Raw genomic sequence first — 22,385 nt, 5'->3', positions numbered from 1 at the left:
TAATTTAATTACGATTTTAATTTCTCGATAATATCCTTTACAGAACTTTTATCATCTTGTAACATTACCATTTGGACTTTAAATTTTTCAAGCAATTTTTTTGCTTTAGGTCCAAAATCACCAGAGATTACTTTTTGGACACCCAATTCTACTATTTTCTCAACAGTTTTTGTGCCTGCCCCACTATTCGAATTGATGTTCTCATTTTCGATAAAACTAATGTCATTAGTCTCGTCATCATACAAACAAAACCATCCGGCTCTTCCAAATCTCAAATCGAAAATTGAATTCAATTCATTTCCTGTTGATGTAATAATCGTCTTCATATGCTTATTTATTTATTAATTCAATTTGTTTAGACTTGCATGCCGGACAAGTTTCTTGACTCATGTTATCTGGAATATTGAATCGTGCATTGCATTTTGAGCAGAAGAACCAGTCTTTATCCATAATAACATTTCCAAAAACTGTATTTATATCTAATGTTTCAACCAATGCTTTTGCAATTTTTCTTCTCGCACTTTCATAAATTCTCGCAAAAGTAGGTCTTGATACACCCATTAATTCAGCTGCCTCTTTATGATTTAACAAATCGTAATCAGCTAATTTTAAAGCTTCGTATTCTTCATACAATAAATCAATCGATTTTCGACTTTTTGAACTTGCTCCAAAAGGTCTGTAGCCCTTAAACCGGGGAGGCGACACCACTTTTCTTAATCTAATTCTTCTCGGCATATTACTTTATTTACAACAAATATAATGAGAATATTCTCATTTCGCAAATGTTTAGTTTTTTTAAAATAAGACTTTTATGTGCAAAAAAGAGGCTTTATCAGCCTCTATTCCTTTTTAACTTCTTATTTCCCAAATTTATACCTCTTCCTCCAATGAAACAAAATTAGCAAACTGTTTTTCAACTACTAGGGGCTCGGTCATGTATAGGTCTCCAACCTGTTTCGACATCATATCAGGAAAAACATATTCCTTACCGTCAATCAAGCCTTGAACAACATTTCTGGCAACATTTACAGGTGAATCTTTTTCCATTTCCAGATCTTTTGTCATCTCCGTATCAATTGGTCCCGGATACACACCCATTACAAGTATATTTGTAAGGAACAATTCGCCCCTTAAGCTTTGTGTAATGCTATGAACTGCAGCCTTAGAGGCAGAATATACTCCAGCAACAGGCATACTTGCCAATCCCAATACCGAAGAAACATTAACAATAGCTGCATTTTCTCTTTGCTTCAAACGATCTATTAATGAAACAGTTAATTTTACCAAGCCCCAAACATTTACTTCAAAATTAACGGCCATACTATCCAAAGTATCATCCGAGCAGAATCCTCCCGCTTCATACACTCCCGCATTATTAATCAAAATTTCAACATCTTTGGTAATTCTTGTTGCTTTAATAATTGATCGATCGTCTCTTAAATCTAAAAAAACCGGCACCAAACGATTTCCATATTCAGGTTTAAGATCATCCATAGACTTCAAATTTCGTACTCCAGCATATACTTTTTTTGCTCCTTTTTCAAGTAGCTCAATGGTTATTGCTCTCCCAATTCCTCGGTTTGCTCCACTAACAAAAGCTACCCTACCTTCAGGGGACACTTTATTTCCATTCATCACAACCTCCGTTTTTGGTTTAAAATTATTTGAATTGATTTCATACAATTTACAACTATCCTGTCCCAATAGCAATGCAAACCAGCATTCCAAGCCTATTTAGAAAGTTAATCTACCTCAACACATCAGAAGAATCTTCAAATTCACTATTTTTGTTACCTTTGTTTTTGTCGCTTAATTTTGGCAATTTCTTATCGGGGTGCGAGTAATCTATAATCTTTTCCAATAGCATTCCTGGCTGGAGATGAAAAGAAATTGAACGACAGCAATAATAACCGGACTCTAGAGATTCATCTTTATGAATCCGGTTATTTTATTTTGAATCGAGAACCACATCACATTATAAATTGGAGAACTATCTTTAACCAAAATATTTATACAAATGTCAACTAATTATTTCAAAAGTAATCCTGACGAGAAAGGATACTTTGGCGAATATGGAGGAAGTTTTATTCCTGAAGTATTGGAAGAAGAAATGAAGAAAATCAACGATGCTTACTTTTCCATCAGCAAGTCTCATCAATTCATCTCAGAACTTAGAAGTATCCGTAAACATTTTCAGGGGCGTCCAACTCCAGTATATTTTTGCAACCGTTTATCAAACAAATATGGCGGTCGTATTTACCTAAAACGAGAAGATCTTAACCATTCTGGAGCTCACAAGTTAAACCACTGCATGGGAGAAGCTCTTTTGGCCAAGTACATGGGCAAAAAGAAGCTGATTGCTGAAACAGGTGCCGGTCAACATGGAGTTGCCTTAGCCACCGCAGCTGCCTATTTTGGATTGGAATGTGAAATCCATATGGGAGAAATTGATATTGCCAAACAACACCCAAATGTTGTAAGAATGAAAATTCTAGGGGCAAAAATTGTTCCCGTAACACATGGATTAAAAACATTGAAAGAAGCAGTTGATTCTGCTTTTATGGCTTATTTGGAAGATCCTATCAATTCGATTTATTGTATTGGTTCTGTTGTTGGTCCACATCCATTTCCGATGATGGTTCGTGATTTTCAGCGTATCGTAGGTATTGAAGCCAAAGATCAATTTCAAGAAATGACCGGGGAACTACCCGACAATGTTGTGGCTTGTGTTGGTGGTGGAAGTAATGCTATAGGGATGTTTTCGGCATTTTTAGACGACACAGAATGTAAGTTACATGGCGTAGAACCTGCTGGACGCTCCTATACAAAAGGAGATCATGCAGCAACACTAAGTTTTGGTAAACCAGGTGTAATCCATGGATTTAAATGCTACCTTCTTCAAGATGAAAAAGGAGAACCAGATCCTGTGTACTCTGTGGCCAGTGGTTTGGATTATCCAGGTGTTGGACCCGAACACTCCATGCTTAAAGATCTTAAAAAAGTAGAATATCAATCTATAAATGATAAAGAATGTATTGATGCTTTTTACGAATTGAGTCGTGAAGAAGGAATTATTCCCGCTTTGGAAAGTGCTCATGCTGTAGCCTATGCCATAAAACTGGCAAAGGCAAACCCCAAACAATCAATTTTGGTCAACCTAAGTGGTAGAGGCGACAAAGATGTTGATTTTGTAGTTGAAACATATGGTTTACCCAAAGATTTGTAAACACCAACTTATCGTGAAATAAATACATGCCAATCTGCAAATGATTGGCATTTTTTGTGCTTAAAAACAAGCTATCCTTACCAAATACGTTAATCTATTAAGATTTCAATGCTCACTCTGTGTGAAACTATTCATTGGTCCATTTTATTTATTTCACTTATCTTTACTGTACTATGACAGATCAGTATCATTTTACAAAGGATTTGAGCAAAGAGTTTGAATTCATTACTTCCAGAAGCAGCGGTCCGGGTGGACAAAATGTGAATAAAGTAAATTCAAAGGTAGAACTTCGATTTGCCATTTTTGAATCAGAACAACTCACTCAGAAAGAAAAAGAACGCATTTTTCTAAAACTATATCACCGTATCAGTAATGATGGAATTTTGTCTGTTACAGCACAAACCGAACGTTCTCAACTTAAAAACAAAGAAATTGCTATCAAGAAATTCTACCAATGGATTGAAATTGCCTTACAACCAACAAAAACCAGAAAAAAAACAAAACCTACAAAAGCTTCCAAAGAAAGAAGATTAGACGAAAAACAGGCTAAATCTCAGAAAAAGGAAAACAGAAAAAAGCTTAATTTGTAACAGCCATAAAAAAAGGGTGACCCATTGGATCACCCTTTGTATTTTATAGTTATCAACCATTTTTACATATCTGCAAAAAAGTCGTTTCCTTTGTCATCAACAATAATAAAAGCAGGGAAATTTTCAACACGAATCTTGCGAACTGCTTCCATTCCTAATTCAGGAAAATCAATTACCTCGATAGATTTAATGCTGTTTTTGGCCAATACTGCTGCTGGTCCTCCGATCGATCCCAAGTAGAATCCACCATTTTCCTTACAAGCATCGGTTACCGATTGATATCGATTCCCTTTGGCAACCATTACCATCGAACCACCAACCTTCTGGAATGGCCCTACATAAGGATCCATACGACCTGCTGTAGTTGGTCCAAAACTTCCTGAAGGCATTCCTTTAGGTGTTTTTGCTGGTCCAGCATAGTATACAGGATGATTTTTAAAGTACTCAGGCATTTCTTTGCCTTCGTTCAACATCTGCTGAATACGAGCATGAGCCATATCACGAGCAACAATCAAAGTTCCTGTTAAGCTAAGTCTTGTTTTGATTGGGTATTTTGTTAATTCTTTCAAAATATCCTCCATAGGTTGATCCAAGTTGATTTCAACTGCATCTTTTAAATGAGGAGCTTCTTTTGGTAGGTATTGAATTGGATTTTTCTCCAATTGCTCAAGAAAAATTCCTTCTTCGGTAATTTTTGCTTTCACATTACGATCGGCACTACAACTAACACCTAATCCTACAGGACAAGAAGCAGCATGACGAGGCATACGAATTACACGAACATCGTGAACAAAATATTTACCCCCAAATTGAGCACCAATCTCGCTCTTCTGACAAATCTCTTGCACTTTTTTCTCCCACTCTAAATCACGAAATGCTTGACCACCTTCGTTTCCTTCTGTTGGTAAATGATCGTAATAACCTGCAGATGCTTTCTTCACAGTTGCTAAGGTAGCTTCTGCCGAAGTTCCACCAATTACCAATGCTAAATGATAAGGAGGACAAGCTGAAGTTCCCAAATCACGGAGTTTCTTTTTGATAAACTCAGTTAAATTCTTTTCGTTCAAAAGAGCTTTGGTTTCCTGATACAAGAAAGTCTTGTTTCCAGATCCTCCTCCTTTGGTTACGAATAGAAATTCGTACGCATTTCCTTTTTCAGCATAAATATCGATTTGTGCAGGAAGGTTGTTTCCTGTATTTTTTTCTTCGAACATAGAAAAAGGAACCACTTGAGAATATCTTAAATTTCTCTCTTGGTAAGTTTCGTAAACTCCTTTAGATAGGTATTCAGCATCATTTACACCAGTATACACATCTTCACCTTTTTTAGCCACAACAATAGCAGTTCCTGTATCCTGACAAGTTGGTAATTCACCTTCGGCGGCCACTACTTGATTCAGCAACATGGTGTGAGCTACAAAACGATCATTATCGGAAGCTTCATCATCCTGAAGAATTGATTTCAGCTTATTTAAGTGAGCTGGACGTAAGAAAAAAGACACGTCTGAAAATGCTTCTTTGGAAAGCATTTCGAGTCCTTTCGGATCTACTTTTACTATTTTTCTTCCATCAACTTCAACCGTTGAAACATAGTCTTTTGTCAACAAACGATACTTTGTGGTATCCTTAGTGATCGGAAAAGGCTTCTGATACTTAAAATCGGACATGATATGATCTATTTAAATTTTATAAGTAATGTCTTTTTGCCCTGCAAAACCCAGCCAAACAAGACGACTTCTGCAATGTGCAACACAAATATAAAACAAATTGCAGATTGCTTTCGGTAAAATAAGCTATTCTATAACATTGCCCTGCAACATATACTTTCCAAAGCGCACTCATACACAACAAATAAGAGCAAACTAAAAGCCTAACGAATCTAAAACTTTCTCATTTAATTGCCTATTTTTCCCGATGTACGGATAACAATGAATGTGAATGGCTGGATTAAAATTCATTTCGATGATGGCATAATTATCTTTGGTAGCGGGTTGATTTACCTGCTCAATCATCATATCCAAACCTGTAATTTGCACACCCAAGGCCTTGGCCGATGCAATGGCAATGTCTTTATACGATTGATGAATATCATCAGTATAATCAATGCTATCGCCTCCGGTACTTATATTCGAATTTTCTCGCAAATACACGACCTGCTCCTTTTTCAGCACACTCTCAAAACTTAACCCCTGCTCTTTCAAAAACATTTCTTCAGCTTCTTCCATTCGAATTTTTTCCAATGGCGTTCGGTAGCCTCTTCCTCGAAGAGGATCCATATTTTTAATTTCCACTAGCTCGCGAATGCTCTTTTCGCCATCGCCTTTTACATTGGCAGGCACTCGGTGTAATATGCCGCAAACCTGATCGTTGATCACAAAAAATCGAAATTCTCTGCCCGAAATAAATTCTTCAATTAAAATGCTAGAATCATGTTCAAAGGCAATATCAACAGCTCGTTTGTACACTACCTCGTTTTTGTTCTCCTTTAAAATGGTAATACCTAAGCCAAAATTGGTCGATTTAGGCTTTACTACAATGCCTTTCCCTTCGAACAAATCAAAGTCAGATCGAGCTTGTCCTGCATCCTGATAATCGAGTCCACCAGGAACTCGTATTCCAGCACCTTCTAATATTTTCTTGGTAACCAATTTATTCTCCATCATTAAAACACTGGAATAGTTATCCAATGATGTACGAGTAGCCTGCATTACATATTCCGTTTTATCACCTTTACTCAGGCTGATAAAATTCTCGCTACGATCTAATATTTTGCATTTAACACCTCGGCGCAAAGCTGCTTTCATTAATAATTGAGTGGATAATTCAAGATCTTCAAATCCGTGAAAACGAAAACTACTAACCTCACTTTCCTCTCTGTATTGCTTGGCTTTATTTAGATGAAAATTAATAAATCCTTCTTCAATAATTTTTTTCTTCACCCGATAAGAAGTGCGATGATCTGGATTTTCGATCCATTCAAATATTTTCTCCAATGCGCCCCGATAATTCGGATCTTCACTCAATTCTGATTGTTCTGAAAAACTTCTAATATCAGAGAATAACTCCTTCAATAAAATCCCCACTGGCTTTTCTTGGCCATTAAAAGAAAACAGTTGCAACTCTGAATTTAAACCATGGCAAGCCACTAAATCCTGATTGTTGGCTGCTACTTTTTGTTCCTTTTCACTGTAAATTTCGTTCTCTTTGGAAAACAAACAAAAAAGCAGAAATAAGTGCACGAAATACAACCTATTCTTCGAGATACCCGACTTTTCAAAAGGATCTAAATCGAGAATTCTAACTTCGAGATGAGAGATTTTCTCACCATTTTCGGTAAATTTTAAACGGATAGGAAGGTACAACTCCTCACCCCCCAAAATTTTACCCGATTTAATCAAACCATCAACCGATTTTTCATAATCTTCGAGACTATTAAAATCAACAAAATATTCTTCAATATTTCGATAACCCATGCTACTGTTTCGAATGGAAATTGCATTTCCACAAGTCATATAAGACTTCTTACCCGTTTTTAAGGATTTCATTTTCAGAGAAGGATCCGAAACAGGACTCTCCCCAAATAGCCAGATAAGCATCCAACGATGGCGCATAAAATTGCGAATCATTTTTAGATAAATCGATTCACGAAAAGTTTCCAAATCGCCTTTCCATTTGTGGGCTTTTCGCAATTTACGCTCCAGTCTTCCCGATAGCGAAAAGTTGAAATGAATACCCGACAACATTTGCCTTTCCCTACCATATCGGTTGGCCAACTCCTCACGGTATTTTTCTTTTAAAACCCCTTTCTCGCCAAATTTAGCAATAGGAATTTGATCTTCGTGAGGCAATATAGGAGGTAAACTTTGAGGCCAAAGCAATTCATCGCTTAAATTTTCAGAAATTACATCCTGCAGTGTTTCCAAAAAACCATGAACTTCAGCAATACTATGCAAAGGTGGTGTGATCATCTCCACCTGACTCTCCGAGAAATCGGTCGTTATAAAAGGATGATTAAATTTATCGCCCAATATACCAGGATGCGGTGTTGTAGCCATTTTCCCAGAAAAATCTACTCTTACATTTTCCTTTTCAATCCCGAATTTGCCATTTTTCAGGCTCTTTCGAATCCCTTCCTGCTGTAATGCGTTTGCAATGCTATTCATCAGATGTTCCATATCAATTAGAATTTCCCAAATGTATTATTTTTTAAATAGGTTCGTAACAGAAGATACATCACAATACCTTTTAATATACTACTTCCGGTGATACTCCACCAAACTCCATTTAAACTTAAAAAAGTATAAAATCCAAGAAAATAAGCTCCTGGTAGTCGTAGCGAAGTAAAAATCACACTTACTGTTGCAGCTATTTTTGTTTTGCCCAAGCCATTAAAAACCCCAGCACTAATCATTTCCAGACACATAAATAGTTGAGAAACAGCCAATATCATTAAGTAATCTTTTCCCATGAGAATACTCTCCATTTCGGGCACAAAAATCGAAAATAATGTTTTGGGTATCAGTAAAAAAATCAAAGTTGTTACCGAGCCCACAGCTAAAGATATTCGCCATCCAGCCTTGTATATATTAGGAACTTCGGTTAAATTTTTGGCTCCATAACTATGTCCAACCATAATGGTTACGGCCTGCATAATTCCGCCTACAATCATAAAAGTAATCGACTCAATTTGCACACCAATTTTCTGTACTGCAATTGCATTAGGTCCCCACTCTGCAATAATCCGAGCCAAAAAAATATAAATCACCGAAAAAGAAATACGTTGAATGGCCGCCGGTAATCCAACACTAAATAATGCTTTTAACTTATCGATTTTGGGTAAAAACCCCTTGAAATAAATGTTATCGAATTTATGATATACAAAATAGAAGTAAGTCAAACTACAAGCTCTACCTATTATGCTAGCTACGGCAGCTCCTTCCACTCCGAATTTAAAGACTAGAATTAGCAATGGATCCAAAATAATATTCAGAGAGGTACCAATAATACTAGCCTGAAAGGATATTTTAGTTTTGCCATGAGCATTAAAAATACTGATCATTAAAAGGTTCGCAAAACTGATAATAATTCCAAACGAACTAATAATCAAATAGGAAACAGCCATTTCGTTCACCTGAACATCCTCCATTTGGAAGAAACCGATAAACTGCTCGGGAATGGCCAAAAACACACTGGTGAATAAAATAGCAATACTTACAATTCCCCATAAACCAGCAGTTGAATATTTACCTGCCGCATTCATATCTTGGGCACCAACCGAATGAGCTATTTTTATATTTGAACCTACTGTTACAATTGAAGCCATGGCCCATCCAAGATGCAAAAAGAAACCTGCCGAACCCACTGCTGCCACAGCACCACTACCCAAATATCCTACCCAAATCATGTCGGTAAGATTATAAGTCATATTCAACAAATACGCGCCAATAATGGGAAAAGCTAATTGTAATAATTCTTTCCCAACAGCAGTATAAGTACGCTCCTTTTTAAGAAAACCGCTAATGAATCTTAACATCTGATATGCTTCATGGGTGAGTGTAAAGAGATCTTGATAAAATGAAATATTCTTCTAGATTCAAACTTCTATTTTAGCATATGATTGATCAAAATTTCCAATTCCTGTTTCAAACACCTTGCTTTTTCATGAGTACATTCAAGAGAATTAGCCATTTCATGAGGAATAGATTTTGCAGCTAACTTCAATTTTTTTCCTTCCTCAGAAAGATAAATCAAGACCTTTCGCTCATCCTTACAGCATTTTATTCTTTTGATGAAAGAAAGATGTTCCAGCCGTTTTAGCAAAGGCGTTAATGTATTGGTATTTAGATATAATTTTGCTCCAATTTCGTTAACACTAATGCCATCTCTTTCCCATAAAATTAGTAGAACCAAATACTGAGGATAAGTGATCCCTAACCTATCTAGATAAGGTTGGTAAAGCCTGGTCATAAGCCTTGAGGCCGCATAAATAGAAAAGCACAATTGATTCTCTAATTTAAGAGAATCAAACTCCTTATTAATCGAATTATCCATAGTTCAGCATTTATATCGCTTGCGATGCAAATAAACGAAATAGTTCGCTAAGATCAAAACAAATAAGACCTCGCATCTCAAGAAAAACAAGCTTTTCCAAAATTCTATAAGCCATTCTTTAGACTTTTTAAATTCCAGTAGTTAAAAATTAGACCACATTTCCCAAATCCTAATTATCAATTCTATAAAACCAAAGAAAACAGCCTAGCAGATAGATGAAAATTAGTTTTTCAAAAATTGTCCACCATTCAATTTTTATTTCAGTAATTTCGACTTTTTTAAGGAAACTACATAGTTTATCCTAAGCTTTGCAAGCCAATCAATAGAAATTCACATCCTTTTTCAACATACTATTGCCGAATATGTTACAGCGACTACTTTACAAAAATTTTGGGTTTTCTGATTTTAAACCTGGCCAAGAAGAGGTAATTTCTCATATTTTGAATGGAAAATCGGCCATTGCTATTTTTCCAACAGGATCGGGAAAATCACTTTGCTACCAATTGCCTGCACTCGAACTTCCAGAACTAACGGTGGTGGTTTCTCCCCTACTTGCCTTAATTAAAGATCAGATAGATTTTCTACAAGCTAGGAATATATCCGCCGTTCGTATCGACTCATCTCTATCAAAAGAGGAAGAACAGGCGATCATGAATGGTATCCGCGCCAAAAAGCACAAAATACTTATGATTTCGGTTGAACGGTTTAAAAATGAACGCTTTAGAAGATTTCTGAAAGATATTTCCATCTCTTTAATGGTGGTAGATGAAGCTCATTGCATTTCAGAGTGGGGGCATAATTTTAGGCCCGACTATCTAAAACTGCCTGCTTATCGCAACTTTTTTCAGGCCAAACAAGTTCTTTTGCTTACTGCAACAGCTACACCTAAAGTGATTGAAGATATGAGCCAAAAATTTGCAATCGCAAACGAAAATGTTACCGTTACTGGTTTTTATCGATCAAACCTCAATCTAAATATATTGCCCGTAGTTCAATCGAAGAAAAACGAGAAATTGCTTAACTTACTTTCGAGCCGTAAGAATGAATCAGGAATCGTATACGTAACCCAACAAAAAACCGCCGAACAAATTTCAAATCTACTTTCAGCAAAAGGCATTCATTCCAAAGCCTACCATGCTGGCTTGAAAAGTGAAGATCGGGAAAGCATCCAAAACCAATTCATGAATGACACGGTAAATTGTGTAGTCGCAACAATTGCTTTTGGAATGGGAATCGACAAATCGAACATACGATATGTAATACACTATGACCTTCCAAAATCAACAGAAAACTACTCTCAGGAAATCGGTCGAGCCGGTCGGGATGGAAAAAAATCAGACTGTCTAATTCTAGCCAACCATGACAATGTGAATGTGCTTGAGAATTTCATATTTGGAGACACTCCCGACCTCTTAGGCATTAAAGATATTCTCAGTCGCATAAAAAAGGCTAAAACCAGCTGGGAAATTCGACTAAATACGCTTCCTGCTCTTACCAATATCCGTATTCTCCCCATTAAAACCCTACTGGTTTACATGGAGATACATGGAATTATAAAACCTCAATACAGTTATTTTGCCGATTACCGATTTAGCTTAAATAGCGATGAAAAAAGTATCGTTGAAAAGTTCAAAGGAGAACGAAAAACATTTATTCAAGCTATTTTCGATCATTCGTCGAAAGCCAGAAAATGGATAACAGTCAATTTTGATACCATTGCCCAAAATTATGCAACAGACAGAATGCGAATTGTGGCAGCTCTGGAATATTTCGATGCCCAAGGATTAATTCATTTGGAAGCCAAACAAATCGTAGATGTGTTTGAAGTTTGCAATTTGAATTTCGACATTGATGAATTGGCTCAAGAACTTTACAATAGTTTCAAGAAAAAAGAAATGGCTGAAGTGAATCGTATCCGCGAGATGCTAGATCTATTTGAGTCGAAAACTTGTTTAAGTAAAAATTTGGCCAACTATTTTGGTGAAAATCCAAAATGGGAAAAATGTGGACACTGTTCTGTGTGTATATCAGGTCCCGTAACAATTGCAAAATCCATCGATCTAGAAAATCTAAGCAATTTCGATTACTCTAAAATTAGCGAAGGAGCCATTGCTAAATTGAAAGATCATTATTCGGTAGATTTACTCGCTAAATATTTATGCGGCATTACCGTTCCTTTATTCACACGCTTGAAATTAAAAAAAGAAAAGAATTTTGCTGTTTTTGCAAACTACCGATTTGGCGAAGTTCTCGATTGGGTAAAGGCAAATCAGAAATAGATTTCTAATTCCTTATCCCACTCGCGTTTAAATTCTCCTTCAAAATAATGAATTTAAGATTCATTATTTATGCAGAATGTGTATAAATAATGATTATTTTTGTGCTATAAATATCCATTAACTCCTCTACCTGAAGAGCTAATATTCTTACATAATAGCTTAAAAATTTTTAGTTTGAAAAGAAATCCTAATTTTCCTTTTGCTCCGGCAAAATTTCCTTTTTTTTACGGTTGGATAAGTATGATTGCTGGTACAATTGGCGTATTGTGTAGCATTCCCGGCCAAACAATGGGTGTTTCAGTATTCACCAATTATTTAATTGAATCATTACAACTAAGTCGCGATGCCTTAAGTTCGACTTACTTAATAGGTACTGTTACTAGTTCTTTATTTTTAACTTATGCTGGCAAAATTTACGATAAATTTGGAGCACGGTTTACAGCAATGATTGCCGCTTCTGGATTGGCTATTACACTCGTTCTATTCTCCTATTCTAATATTTTATCGGGTTCCATTGCCAATTTTAGCAGTATTCAATTCTCCACAGCCTCTTTTATTCTGATGTCGCTGCTATTTTTCTTCTTGCGTTTTTCCGGACAAGGTGTACTTACACTTGCCTCTCGGAATTTAATTATGAAATGGTTCGACCAAAGAAGAGGTTTAGCAAATAGTATATCCAGTGCTTTTCAGTCTTTTGGTTTTGCTGTCTCTCCTCTTTTTATTGCCTTCATTATTACGCAATTTAATTGGAGTACTGCCTATCAAATACTTGCTGGACTTACCCTTTTATTTGTTGTTTTTGCTTTTATATTTTATCGTGATAACCCAGAAGAATGCGGCTTAATTCCTGATGGAAAAATTATCAAAATCAAAAAAAACATCAATCCTAATTTTGCAACAAAAAAACAATACACTTTAAAGGAAGCCAGAAGTACCTGGGTATTTTGGGTGTTTGCACTTGCTTTAAGTTTTAATTCTTTTTTCATTACTGGATTTACTTTTAATGTAATTTCTATTTTCGAATCTTGTGGTTATTCCGAACAAAAGGCATTGAGCATTTTCATTCCAGCCTCTATTATTTCAATAATTACTGCAATTTTGGGAAATATCCTCAGCGATTACATTCGCATGCAAAAGTTACTTATTGTTTTTCTTATAGGCTGCCTTCTTGCCAGTTTAGGACTTGCCATATTGGAATATCAAATCGGATTTTACATCTTAATTGTTGGAAATGGAATTATGGGTGGTCTTTTTTCTGTTTTGGCAGCTATTACCTGGCCTCGCTTTTACGGACGTAAGCATTTAGGCGCAATTAGTGGTTTATCCATGTCGCTAATTGTCTTTTCTAGTGCAATGGCTCCTCTATTCTTCAGCAGAATTTACACCCTCACTGAAAGTTATCGTTTGGCCGGATATGCAGGGCTTGCTTGTGTAGTTCTGCTCCTTATTTTCTCTGTAAAAGCAAAAAATCCACAATTGCAGTAAAAAAAATCGCAGATATGGAAATCAGTCCAAATCTGCGATTATTATTCACTTTACCCCTAAAAAACCCTAAATATCATATTTTATTCGAAACAAAATGTAACGTGGTTGTACAAAATAGGTCGAAGAACTATAAGAATAATCACTCTCACTATTCTTATCCAGAGATTTTGTATTGGTTAAATTTTCTCCCTGAATTCCAAATTCCCATTTGCTATCCTTTCTCTGATAAGTTAAATCAGCATCCAAAAAACTATACTCATTTTCAATTGTATTGTCTTGATTTGTATAGCTGTAGAAATCGTAATCTACAGTAAGAATAAAATTCTTTAAAAAAGCCGCATCAAATTCAGCATAAGGCCTTTTTGTGTAATATGTAGTGCTGGTTCCCGATCGATTGTATTCATTCACCGAATATTTATAACCTACTTCCAAATTGGGTGCATTCTTAAAATTAGTTCCTACCGATCCAGTATAAGACTGGGTAAAACTCTCAGAAACACTCACTTCTGAATTCACCAAATTATTGCTTTTAGACCAGGATAAATTTGCTTTACCCGAAGCTTTAACTTTGCTAAAAGTACGTTGATATCTAGCATTAGCACTAAAAGATTCATCCTCTAAATTGGAATTCACAATGGTTCGAATCTGATTGATTCCACTAGTTACGACATCATTTTTTAGCGCATCAATACTTTTGGTATAGCTTACATTTGCAAACATGTTAGTAAAGTTAAACATGTTAAAACTGAAAAAATTCAAGGACAATTTATGCTTCAATGAACTTTCTAAATCTCTATTTCCACTAAAAACAGAATTGTAATTGTTAAGCACATAAGCTTTTGCAAAATCATTCACATCAGTAAACGAACGAGTAATGCTATAATTGAATCTTACATTTTCTGTTTTTTTCAATTGCATATTCACATAAATATCAGGCAGTACCGAAGTTAAATCACTTGTTACGGTAGAACCTAATTGCGTATTTTTCATATCGTACTGATGCAGACTCACTCCTGGGTTAAAGGTGAACATACCTGCTTTTAGCTTGTAATGAAAAGCAAAAAATAGATCCGAAATTGTAAATTTCACATCGTTTTCAAAATCATCTCCTTCGAAATTATTCTCGGATTCATCGTCTAAAATTTGAAAAATTTCAGAATCAAAATTCTGAAGAGTCTGGGTAGTTCCCAAACTAAACTGAATGTTACTTTTATCGCCAGTAACAAAGTAGTAATCGAGTTTCGCATCAAATTTATTACTGACAATGTTTTTTTGCTGATTTAAATTGTAAAGGCTTACATTCTCATCAACCGGAAACAAACTGGTAAAAGCAAATTCATCTCTTATTGCATTGTAAAAAGGATCTTCATCCTGATAGTAATGTTGTGCCTCGAATGTGAAAATATTACGTTCGCTTAAAGTGTAGTAAATATTAGCATGCTGACGAACCGAAACAGGTTTTTGCTTTTTCAACTGAGTAATATTATCAGTTTCATCGTCTACACTAGAAAGTATATCTTGCTCTTCATTATCATCCGATTGCTTCAGAAAAACATCATAATCGAACTGAAAATTTGCATTTGGCTTGTATACAGAACTAAACTTTAACAAGCCTAATTTTGCTGTTTGATCGGTATTCGTAGTCGACTCTTCTACCTGAGAACTGCTTCCATCCAATTCATAAGTTGTAGTTTTCAAAGTTTCCATGAGAGTTCCCGTATAGGAATAAATACCAAAACCACTAATATCCCAATCATCTTTTGGAGAGTAAGAAAAATTGAGAGCGGCAAATTTTGTATCAATATCTTTTGCCCTGTCATTTTGAGCCGTACTTAAACCTATCCCATCCGAACTAATAGATATGGAACTTCCTCCAGAAGAATTAAAAGACTTGAAACCTCCTGTAAAATTCATATAATCGCGTCGTGTAAAAGGAACTTCCCCAATGTTATTCATATCGGTAATTACATTCAAACTAAATTCCGGACTATAGTAAAATAGTTTAGGATGAGCCAAATATTTTTCATCAGGACCCACTCCTGCGGTCAATTCACCAAACCAAAAATTCTTTTTCCCCTGTTTTAATTTGATATTTAAAGCAATGTTATCCTCATCATTCGATAAGCCTTTCATCTGACCAACTTCATTGTAATTTCGAAGAACTTCTACCTTATCAATGGCATTGGCTGGAATATTATCCGAAGCAATTTTCGAGTCTCCATCAAAGAAATCTTTACCCTCAACCATCACTTTCTGCACCGTTTTTCCTTCCACTTCTATCTGTCCATCGTCATTTATTTCCACACCAGGTAGTGTGACCAGTACATCCTTCAATTTTTTTTCTGTTCCAGTAGTAAATGAGTCTGTATCGTAAACAATTGTATCTCCTCGCACAGCCACAGGCATGGTGTAAGTTACATCCACCTCAGAAAGCAAACTATTTTCTTCGGATATGCTTATATCTCTTTCTGCATCAACATTGGTCGTATTTAAATTAAATTCTGCTGGTTTAAAACCAATAAAACTCACTTTAATATTGTAATTAGAATTTGGCTTGACACTTAACTTATACAATCCATTATGATTTGTAACACAGTAGGAGTCAAGACCATTTGTTCCTGTATTTATGGCAATAACATTGGCCATTTCAACTCCATTCCCAGTGCTATCGCGCACAATTCCCTTTAAGCTAATATTCTGCGAAAAAGCGTTTAAAAAAACGCACGAGAATAGTGCCAAAAAATAATATTTCTTCATGATTTATTAGATTATTATGTAGTGGGAAATACTAGTTTATTTGTACTTATGGTGTTTTAAAAACCTTAGTGAGGACCTCCTCCTCCGCGGCGACCAAATCCGCCATTCTCTTTCATTTCTTTCAACTTTTTCTTCGAAATATCATCATACTCAGCCTGGCTAACTTCCTTTCCTTTTGTTGGCTCTTTAATTACCGATCTTTCTTTGGGGTTAATAATGATCTGTGAACACAAAATGCTCGTTCTGTCATCGCTAACTTCTAAAATTAATCCGGGTAGTCCCCAATAGGAACCTGGCCCCTGATTAACCGGCACGTCAAAAGTATACCATGCAGTTACGCGAACTTCTTTTTCAATGAACTCCTTTTCTTCACTTTCACTATCTCTATCTCTGCGAAAAACGGCAGACATATTAGGTCGTTTTACCATACGAACCGAAGTCGCTTTATGAGCAATGTACTTGCCTATTTGCTTTGTCTCACCTTCCATTTTCCATTCAAAATTGGGAAGCTTATCTTTTACTAGAAAAATTTTCCCGAAGAGATCTTTTACCACAGCATAATTACCATCTTGTACATTCTTGTAGTAATCAGCTCCATCATCGCTCATCATTCCAAAACCAGGACCTCTTCGTCTATCATCATTGCCGGGCTGCTCTAATTTTTCTTCCTCTTTATAAATGGATTCTTTTTTATTGAAATCTAAAACAAATGTTTTTTCACCTGCTTTCTTCATGCGCTCCAACATCATCTTTTTTCTATCCTCAGGAATATCTCTCCCACCAAAATCCATTTCAATAGTTGTCTTGCTCTGATAAACAGCCTTTCCTTGAAATTCCTGTGCCGATAAAATTGCTGGTAACCCAAGCAAAAAAGCACTTACCACAAATAAAAATTTTCTCATATTAGCATTTTTAGATTTTATGAATTCCCTTCTAAGACTTCAAAAAAGCCTTATGGTTTAATTCTTTTCTAAAAATAATTGGAATAAAATTTTAATTGATAAGATCGATCTAATAATAGAAACATAATTAATTACAATGAATACTTACAGCAAGCCTTTTTTCTCTAAAGAGAGCTTTACTTTTGTGTGATCCTCCCAAAACTTCCTCTTGATCTTCTTTACAATTCGTTTGAATTCAGGCCTATTTTTGATGGAATCAATCAAAGGATCCTTTTCTAAAAAAAGAAGTAGCCAATATTGATAATTTTCTTCCTCTGAAAATAATTCCAAATGTTCCAAGGCTTTTTCAACATTGCCCACCTGAGAATAATAAACAGCCAAACTTGCATTTTTATATATGGATTTATCGTGAGAAGCATATTCAAAATAAGCCTTCAACAATTTTTTCGATTCCTCTTTCATCCCTACCTCTTTGTACACCCTTGCAATTTTGATATTCTCATGCGGATAAATACTCAAATTGTATTTATCTTTTGCAGCAACAAAATGTTTGTAGTAAACATAAGAAGATTCATAATCGCGCAAGTAGAAGTGAATCTTACCAATTTCTTGTAGAATATCCAATCGGGTGCTGTCTTTAGCAAATGCAGCAAGCAATAGATCTCTTGTTTTTTCTAAATCCTGATTTTTCGCATATAAAATATAGGCTTTCACATATTCCGAAAACAAATTTTCCGGATTGTAATCCAATGATTTATTGATGTACAGTTCAGCCTCATCAACAAAACCTGTTTGCACAAATGCATTGCTTACATGCAAATAAATGTAACTTGCCGTAACCGAATCCTGAGCCGCGATATCCAAACGAATTCCTTTTAATGCATACTCTAAATATTTAGCCGTATTGGGCATGTAGGTTGTGTAGTAGTCAGATAGAAAATTGATAACCTGAGTTGAATTTGGATTGTAATGAAGCGCTTTTTCTAGATAAGGAATAGCTTTTTCATATTCGCGCTTATTCATGTAATACAATGCTTTAGCCACCAAGGATTGTGCTAATTTGGAATCGTATAACAAAGCTTTATCTGCATTTTCATTAATTTGTGAACTGTGCTCCTTATCCGCACGAGCAATATCCAAATAATAGTAAGCCATAGCAATATCTGCATATGCGCGGGCAAATTCAGGATCGTGTTGAATGGCTTTTTTAAACCACACAATAGCTTTCTCCAATGTCTCACGTTTTCCCTGGTAAAAAAAATCCAAACCTTTTAAAAAATAATCGTAGGCAATTAAATTATCGGTTGGCACTTTATTGATTTGCTCCTCTTCTTCGGGAGTAATTATGGCTTTAATATTCATTGCGATGTTCTTGGCAACATCCTGTTGAAGCGAAAAAATATCCTTGGTATCCTTCTTGTATTGTTCTGCCCATAAATGCTTATCACTTCGTGCCTCTATCAACTGAACAGTTAATTGAATCTGATTTCCTATTTTTTGTCCGCTTCCCTCCACAAAATAATTCACATTCAACTCTCGGGCAATTTCAGCACTGCTTTTAAGATTATTACGGTACTTTTCTACCGAAGTACGGCTAATTACGCGAACATCTTCAATTTTTTGAAGTTTAGTAAGAATGGATTCCATTAGTCCATTAATAATATACAGGTTTGTAGAATCATTACTATCATTCTTAAAAGGCAAAACTGCAATAGACTTTTCCATAAGAATCACTTCTTGTTCTGCAGGTTTAAAAATAACGTAAGCCAAAGCTACTATCAGAAGGAAAAGAGCTAGAATACCAATAAAAAACATTCTATTTTTACCCTTATCTGGCTCGAGCCAGTAGCTTTCTTCATCCTGAGAATTCTGCTTTGTAGTTTCGCCCGGAGAAAAACCATACTGTTCACGAAAACATTTAATAAAATAAGATACACTACCAAAACCTACTTGATAGGATATCTCGGAAACATTCAGCGAATTTTCCTGTAGCAATTCCAAAGCCTTCTTCAATCGCACTTTACGGATGAACTGACTTACAGATAAATTGGAAGCTTTTTTAATTTTACGTAATAGGTTAGAACGACTCATTCCAATTTCACTGGCAAGTTCTGACACGCCAAACTTTTCATCAGAAATATTCTTCTCGATGACGCTTGTGATTTTTACTAAAAAATCATTTTCAGAAAAAAACTGATCAGGCATGATTAGGTTAGACTTAATTGGATTGTTTCCTTTTATGAAAAGATACAAATCATCCACTTAAGATACAATCAAGAAACGGCTCAAATTATTATTTTCACAAGAAGAAAAATAACTCCTTTTAGATTTCATTAAATAGCCAATTTCTTTTTTTGAAACTTGCAGCATGGCATACGTCATAATTTATACTCTTGCTTCATAGTTTTTATGGACTGATTAAACTTCATATTCTTCACGTCTTATCTGATTAGCAATGCATCACATTTTGCCTAACCTTTACAGTAAAGATATGAAAGTCGAACTTTATTAAAATCTGTTATGAAAACAAAAAAGAAAAACATCGTGAATTTAGCAAGATTATCCATTGCAGTATTACTCGCAGGTTTACTTGTAAACATGAGTGCATGCAACAACAGCACATCCAGTAAAAAAGATGATGCAAAAAATGAATTAAATATAAAAGCACCTAAAATAGATCTTTTTGCCGCCGCATTCATGGGCAATACAAATGCCATAAAACAACACATTGCCACAGGTTCCAATCTGAATGCAAAAGACCCCTACGGATCTACGCCTTTGCAAATAGCTACAATATTTGGAAAAACCGAAGCTGCCATTGCATTGATCGAAGGAGGAGCAAATCTAAATCTATGTTCAAATGATGGATCTACAGCTTTACATACCGCAGCATTCTTTTGCCGGATAAAAATTGTAGAATCCTTACTTCTTAATGGTGCAGACAAAAGCATCCAAAACAATTATGGATCCACAGCTCTACAATCGGTCCAGGCTCCTTTCGATAGTGTAAAAGGAATTTACGATCAAATTGTTAACGACCTAGAGCCTATGGGTTTTAAATTAAATTACAACCATCTGGAATCAACACGCCCAATAATTGCTGAAATGCTTGAAAAATATCAGAAATAATAAATTGAGAATACCTCTTTAAAGATTTACTTAACCTACAAAAGCAAAAAATGACAGCATCAGAAAGAAGACATGATATTGACTGGCTACGGGTAATCACCATTGACTTGCTATTGATTTACCATATTTCTATCATTTTTCAACCTTGGGGAATCTATATTGGCTTTATTCAGTCTCAAGAATCTTGGGAATCTCTTTGGATACCTATGAGCATGCTAAACATTTGGAGAATACCTTTACTGTTTTTTGTTTCAGGAATGGGCGTATGTTTTGCAATTCGAAAAAGAAACTGGAAACAACTACTTGCAGAACGCTCAAAACGCATATTGCTCCCTTTCCTTTTTGGAGTATTGTGTATTGTTCCATTACATGTTTTAATTTGGCATAAATACTACGATCAGGAAATGTCATTTTCTCTTAATCAGGGGCATTTGTGGTTTCTAGCAAATATTTTTATTTATGTAATATTATTATCGCCATTATTCTTTTATCTGAAAAAAAACAAGAATGGTGCTTTTAAAAAATTCCTAGAACAAATTTTTAAAACGCCTTTCGGGTTTTTATTTGTGCTCGCTCCTTTTGTACTAGAAACAATAATAATGCGACCCGAACCATTTGAATTATATGCTCTTACATTACATGGATTTTTTTTAGGATTTTTGGCATTCTTTTTTGGCTTCTGTTTTATTTATAGCGGAAAATCGTTCTTAAACACAATTCTAAAATGGCGATGGATGTTTATTTTATTGGCATTAGGTCTTTATTTAGTACGCCTAACAATATTTGAACTTAAATCGCCAGGATATTTAATGGCCATTGAATCGAACATATGGATTTTTGCTGTACTAAGCTTTGGATACAAGAATCTTAACCGCCCAAGTAAAACATTAAGTTACCTAAGTCAGGCGGCCTATCCTATTTATATTTTACACATGTTCTTTTTGTATGCAGCATCGTATGTAATACTGCCAATGGACATACCTGTAATTCCAAAGTTTTTACTTATTGTATCGTTTACTTTTATAGGATGCTATGGCAGCTACGAATTAATTAGACGATGTATTATACTGCGCCCGCTGTTTGGTTTGAAGATTAAAAATAGTAGACAAAAACAGGCAAAGCTATAAACGAGAGCTTTTAGATGTTCTAGCATTTGGCACATAAAAAAAGTAGCAGAAGAAAAATCCATCTTCTGCTACTTTTACTATTCGTTTTTAATTAGCACTAGAATGCATTAATTATCCTGATTACAGAAGCTACTAATTGAATACCTGCAAATATTTTTAAATTTTTAGCTTATATTTCAACGCCATATAGCTTATAATTCCATTTTATGTTGACAAATTCTAAAATATTGGAAGTTCATTTCACTGACCATTTTCTTAATATTATAAATAATATATTATTCATAATAACTATCTCTCGTCCATGAATTCATAATGAGAATCACCAAAAATTTCATGCCCTATTGTTTTTGTGTGGCAGGAAGTACAATTCATTTTACCATTGGTATTGGCAACCTTACCATTCTTGCTGTGGCAAGTCATATAAGTTCTTACTCTTTCGTTATCATGACTGTTTGCCATAAATTTATTTTCATGATAATCATTAAGAATTGTAACAGTTTTAACAGCAATATCTGCTGTTAAACGACGACAACGTTCTATTCTCTCTTCACTATCTATTCTCAAACCTGTAGCCTTCACCCATCTAGAAGCAGAAGCATGACAAAGAAAAGCATTAGCTACTGATGTAGGTATAATGCAGTCAAATATAGGTTCATTCGGTTTAAACACGGGAAATGGCGTGGTTTCATAATAACCAAACAGCAGTATCCCATAAAGTGTGTAAGTAAAGTTATTCTGATTTTTTCGGAGCCCTTTTCTAGCTCAAGAAAAAAATTGGAAATAACTTTACGTTAGTCTCATATTAAAAGCACACTTATTATGGAACCAAAAGATTTATT

At 35.2% G+C, this 22,385-nt stretch carries 17 protein-coding genes; 6 read left to right on the top strand and 11 right to left on the bottom strand.

Features of this window, described 5'->3' with window-relative positions; translation table 11 throughout:
* Positions 1-8 precede the first annotated feature (8 nt).
* The 3 genes from ABYT26_RS11540 to ABYT26_RS11530 all read right to left on the bottom strand — a co-directional run bounded on the left by ABYT26_RS11540 (position 9) and on the right by ABYT26_RS11530 (position 1,635).
* The gene (locus ABYT26_RS11540; RefSeq protein ID WP_372754012.1) at positions 9-326 is read right to left on the bottom strand and encodes a NifB/NifX family molybdenum-iron cluster-binding protein; all 318 of its coding nucleotides are present in this window, start codon (positions 324-326) and stop codon (positions 9-11) included.
* 4 nt (positions 327-330) lie between these two features.
* Positions 331-735, bottom strand: coding sequence for a DUF134 domain-containing protein (locus ABYT26_RS11535; RefSeq protein WP_372754010.1), 405 nt, complete (start codon positions 733-735; stop codon positions 331-333).
* A gap of 135 nt (positions 736-870) precedes the next feature.
* Positions 871-1,635: an SDR family NAD(P)-dependent oxidoreductase gene (locus tag ABYT26_RS11530; protein WP_372754008.1), complete on the bottom strand. Its 765-nt coding sequence runs from the start codon at positions 1,633-1,635 to the stop codon at positions 871-873.
* A 382-nt stretch (positions 1,636-2,017) separates the two neighbouring features.
* On the opposite strand from ABYT26_RS11530, the gene trpB reads away from it, so the two are divergent.
* Positions 2,018-3,226, top strand: coding sequence for a tryptophan synthase subunit beta (gene trpB / locus ABYT26_RS11525; RefSeq protein WP_372754006.1), 1,209 nt, complete (start codon positions 2,018-2,020; stop codon positions 3,224-3,226).
* A 173-nt stretch (positions 3,227-3,399) separates the two neighbouring features.
* A complete protein-coding gene (gene arfB / locus ABYT26_RS11520; protein ID WP_372754004.1) occupies positions 3,400-3,816 on the top strand; it encodes an alternative ribosome rescue aminoacyl-tRNA hydrolase ArfB in 417 nt (138 codons plus the stop codon).
* A gap of 62 nt (positions 3,817-3,878) precedes the next feature.
* On the opposite strand, the gene ABYT26_RS11515 is transcribed toward arfB, so the two are convergent.
* The 4 genes from ABYT26_RS11515 to ABYT26_RS11500 form a co-directional block, all read right to left on the bottom strand.
* Positions 3,879-5,483, bottom strand: a complete 1,605-nt coding sequence (locus tag ABYT26_RS11515; protein ID WP_372754002.1) for a fumarate hydratase — start codon at positions 5,481-5,483, stop codon at positions 3,879-3,881.
* A 195-nt stretch (positions 5,484-5,678) separates the two neighbouring features.
* Positions 5,679-7,991 (bottom strand): bifunctional glutamate--cysteine ligase GshA/glutathione synthetase GshB, encoded by a 2,313-nt coding sequence (gshAB, locus tag ABYT26_RS11510; RefSeq protein ID WP_372754000.1) that lies wholly within the window; start codon positions 7,989-7,991, stop codon positions 5,679-5,681.
* Positions 7,992-7,996: 5 nt separating this feature from the next.
* The gene (locus tag ABYT26_RS11505) at positions 7,997-9,349 is read right to left on the bottom strand and encodes an MATE family efflux transporter (RefSeq protein ID WP_372753998.1); all 1,353 of its coding nucleotides are present in this window, start codon (positions 9,347-9,349) and stop codon (positions 7,997-7,999) included.
* A 68-nt stretch (positions 9,350-9,417) separates the two neighbouring features.
* Positions 9,418-9,867 carry a MarR family winged helix-turn-helix transcriptional regulator gene (locus tag ABYT26_RS11500; protein WP_372753996.1) on the bottom strand — a complete coding sequence of 150 codons (450 nt, stop codon included), beginning with the start codon at positions 9,865-9,867 and terminating at the stop codon, positions 9,418-9,420.
* A gap of 362 nt (positions 9,868-10,229) precedes the next feature.
* Here ABYT26_RS11500 and ABYT26_RS11495 point away from each other — a divergent pair, with 362 nt between their 5' ends.
* On the top strand, positions 10,230-12,146 hold the full coding sequence (locus ABYT26_RS11495; RefSeq protein WP_372753994.1) for an ATP-dependent DNA helicase RecQ: 1,917 nt from the start codon (positions 10,230-10,232) through the stop codon (positions 12,144-12,146).
* 174 nt (positions 12,147-12,320) lie between these two features.
* Positions 12,321-13,631 carry a nitrate/nitrite transporter gene (locus tag ABYT26_RS11490; protein WP_372753992.1) on the top strand — a complete coding sequence of 437 codons (1,311 nt, stop codon included), beginning with the start codon at positions 12,321-12,323 and terminating at the stop codon, positions 13,629-13,631.
* 66 nt (positions 13,632-13,697) lie between these two features.
* On the opposite strand, the gene ABYT26_RS11485 is transcribed toward ABYT26_RS11490, so the two are convergent.
* From ABYT26_RS11485 to ABYT26_RS11475, 3 genes are all read right to left on the bottom strand, one after another.
* The gene (locus ABYT26_RS11485) at positions 13,698-16,388 is read right to left on the bottom strand and encodes a carboxypeptidase regulatory-like domain-containing protein (RefSeq protein WP_372753990.1); all 2,691 of its coding nucleotides are present in this window, start codon (positions 16,386-16,388) and stop codon (positions 13,698-13,700) included.
* Positions 16,389-16,453: 65 nt separating this feature from the next.
* Entirely contained in the window at positions 16,454-17,290 is an 837-nt protein-coding gene (locus ABYT26_RS11480) for a GLPGLI family protein (RefSeq protein WP_372753988.1), read from the bottom strand.
* A 144-nt stretch (positions 17,291-17,434) separates the two neighbouring features.
* Positions 17,435-19,495: a helix-turn-helix domain-containing protein gene (locus tag ABYT26_RS11475; protein ID WP_372753986.1), complete on the bottom strand. Its 2,061-nt coding sequence runs from the start codon at positions 19,493-19,495 to the stop codon at positions 17,435-17,437.
* Between the two features lie 315 nt (positions 19,496-19,810).
* Between ABYT26_RS11475 and ABYT26_RS11470 the strand changes: the two genes are divergently transcribed.
* Together ABYT26_RS11470 and ABYT26_RS11465 are read left to right on the top strand one after the other, a co-directional pair.
* Entirely contained in the window at positions 19,811-20,419 is a 609-nt protein-coding gene (locus tag ABYT26_RS11470) for an ankyrin repeat domain-containing protein (RefSeq protein WP_372753984.1), read from the top strand.
* 50 nt (positions 20,420-20,469) lie between these two features.
* Complete coding sequence (locus tag ABYT26_RS11465) at positions 20,470-21,546, top strand: acyltransferase family protein (RefSeq protein ID WP_372753982.1); 1,077 nt, start codon at positions 20,470-20,472, stop codon at positions 21,544-21,546.
* A 288-nt stretch (positions 21,547-21,834) separates the two neighbouring features.
* Here ABYT26_RS11465 and ABYT26_RS11460 read toward each other — a convergent pair whose 3' ends face one another.
* Positions 21,835-22,215: a hypothetical protein gene (locus ABYT26_RS11460; protein ID WP_372753980.1), complete on the bottom strand. Its 381-nt coding sequence runs from the start codon at positions 22,213-22,215 to the stop codon at positions 21,835-21,837.
* Between the last annotated feature and the right edge of the window lie 170 nt (positions 22,216-22,385).

The sequence above is a fragment of the Labilibaculum sp. genome, assembly GCF_041595635.1.
In the GTDB taxonomy this organism is placed as follows: domain Bacteria; phylum Bacteroidota; class Bacteroidia; order Bacteroidales; family Marinifilaceae; genus Labilibaculum.
Note: the sequence above shows the minus strand (reverse complement) of the source record. Positions and strands in the feature narration are given on the sequence as shown.